We start from the raw sequence: 2,081 nt of genomic DNA, 5'->3' as shown, positions 1-2,081 counted from the left end.
CCCTCTCCTCCCCCGGCACCACCCTCGCCACCGCCTCGACCGTCGGCGGGGAGACGGTCGTCCTGCCGCTCGTCGCACGCAACCGCGTGATCGGCATGCTCATCCTCGGCAAGCCGCTGGAGGAGCGCTTCCGCCAGGAGATCCTGGAACTGGCCGAGGACCTGTCGCGGCGGGCGGCCCTCGCCCTGGACAACGCCCGGCTGTACTCCGAGCGCACGGCCATCAGCCAGTCCCTCCAGCGCAGCCTCCTCCCACCCGAGCTGCCGGAGGTGCCGGGCGTCGAGGTCGAGGTGATCTACCGCGCCGCCGGCGAGGGCAACGAGGTGGGCGGCGACTTCTACGACGTCTTCCCCATCCGCGACGGCGCCTACGGCTTTGCCATCGGCGACGTCTGCGGCACCGGCCCGGAGGCCGCCGCCGTCACCGGCCTGGCCCGACACGCCCTGCGGCTGCTCGCCCGCGAGGGCTTCGGCGGCCCCGCCGTCCTCGAACGCCTCAACACAGCGATCCTCGACGAGGGCGCCCGCAGCCGCTTCCTCACGCTTCTCTACGGCGAGTTGTGGCCGCAGCCCGACGGTGGCGCGGTGCTGAAGGTCGTGTGCGCCGGACACCCGCTGCCGCTGCGGCTGCGCCAGGACGGCACCGTCGAGCCGGCCGCCGAACCCCAGCCGCTGCTCGGCGTCATCGAGGACCTGGAACTGGAGGAGCAGACGTTCACCCTCGACCCCGGCGACGTGCTCCTGTGCGTGACCGACGGCGTCACCGAACGGCGGGAGGGCACCCGTATGTTGGGCGACGACGGGCTGGCCGACTGCCTCAGCGGGTGCACCGGACTCACGGCGGGCGCGGTGGCCGCGCGGATCATGCGCGCGGTCGAACGGTTCGCCGCCGACGCGCCGTCGGACGACATGGCGATTCTCGCGATGCGCGTCCCGGAGTGACGCAGCGTGCCCCGGGCCCGCCCGGGGTACTTCCCCGGAAACGCCGAAAGGCCCGCCGGTTGGCGGGCCTTTCGAAGTGAGAGCCCCAAAACGGAATCGAACCGTTGACCTTCTCCTTACCATGGAGACGCTCTGCCGACTGAGCTATTGGGGCGCGTCGACATGGTCGATCATACCTGATCCCACGGGCCGCTCCGACCACGGGAGTCCACGGCCGAGCTGGGAGAACGGCTCAGCAGGCCGGCTCGTAGAGCAGGCCGCCGAGACGGTTGCAGGCAGCCGCGACGCGGTTCAACTCGCGCCGGGACATGGCCGCTTGCAGCGGGAGGGCAAGGCATTCCGCCGCCGCGCGGTCCGTCTCCGGCAGCCGTACGCCGGCGGCCCGGTGCGCCGGCAGGCGGTGCGCCGGCGTTCCCACCGGCACGAAGCAGTCAACTCCGCGTGCCCGCAGGGCGTTCCGGAAGGCGTCCCGGTCCGGGCGCCCGTTGCCCGGTACCCGCACCACAAACCGCTCGAAGGTGTGGTCGACTCCGGGGCGAACCACCGGGGGAAGCACCCCCCGCAGCCGCGAGGCAAGGTACTCGGCGCTGCGCCGCCGCAGCACCACGTCCGGCGACAGCACCGCCGACAGCGGCCGCTCGGACTCCGCCAGCCGGACACCACGCCGCTGGCACAGCTCCTCAAGGGACACCATGTCGGCCGGGTGCCCGAAGACGTGCAGCGCGAGGACTCCCACCGTCCGGCTGGTCAGGGCCGCTTCAGCCGCCGCCGGGGACAGGCAGAAGCTCACCGGGTCGATGTCCGCGAAGACCGGAACGCCACCCGCGGCGGCAACGGCGTCAGCCGCCTCCTCGCCACCGAACGACGGCAGCACCACCTCGTCGCCGGGCCGCAGGTCGAGTGTCGCCAGCTGTGTCATCGCCATGCCGGCATCCTCCGAGCCGGACGTGAACAGCCGGTGACGCGAACGCAGAAAAGCGTGAACCCCCGGAAGAAATCCGGGGGTTCACGCTCAATGTTTGTTCGGCGGCGTCCTACTCTCCCACACGCTCCCGCATGCAGTACCATCGGCGCTGACAGGCTTAGCTTCCGGGTTCGGAATGTAACCGGGCGTTACCCCATCGCTATGACCACCGAAAC

The 2,081-nt window shown here is 71.5% G+C and carries 2 protein-coding genes, 1 tRNA gene and 1 rRNA gene; 1 reads left to right on the top strand and 3 read right to left on the bottom strand.

Going from position 1 to position 2,081, the window contains the following annotated elements; genetic code table 11:
• A partial coding sequence (locus tag GL263_RS25565) for a PP2C family protein-serine/threonine phosphatase (protein ID WP_182858112.1) occupies positions 1 to 941 on the top strand: 941 nt, incomplete at its 5' end.
• 81 nt (positions 942 to 1,022) lie between these two features.
• Here GL263_RS25565 and GL263_RS25560 read toward each other — a convergent pair.
• From GL263_RS25560 to rrf, 3 genes are all read right to left on the bottom strand, one after another.
• Positions 1,023 to 1,095 (bottom strand) — tRNA-Thr (locus GL263_RS25560).
• A 78-nt stretch (positions 1,096 to 1,173) separates the two neighbouring features.
• Positions 1,174 to 1,914 carry a DegT/DnrJ/EryC1/StrS family aminotransferase gene (locus GL263_RS25555; protein ID WP_228456826.1) on the bottom strand — a complete coding sequence of 247 codons (741 nt, stop codon included), beginning with the start codon at positions 1,912 to 1,914 and terminating at the stop codon, positions 1,174 to 1,176.
• A 48-nt stretch (positions 1,915 to 1,962) separates the two neighbouring features.
• Positions 1,963 to 2,079: ribosomal RNA gene (gene rrf / locus GL263_RS25550) — 5S ribosomal RNA — on the bottom strand.
• Positions 2,080 to 2,081 lie beyond the last annotated feature (2 nt).

The organism is Streptomyces durbertensis, assembly GCF_014156695.1.
Lineage (GTDB): Bacteria > Actinomycetota > Actinomycetes > Streptomycetales > Streptomycetaceae > Streptomyces > Streptomyces durbertensis.
The sequence above is the reverse complement of the archived record's forward strand: the minus strand, read 5'-3'. Positions and strand labels throughout refer to the sequence as shown.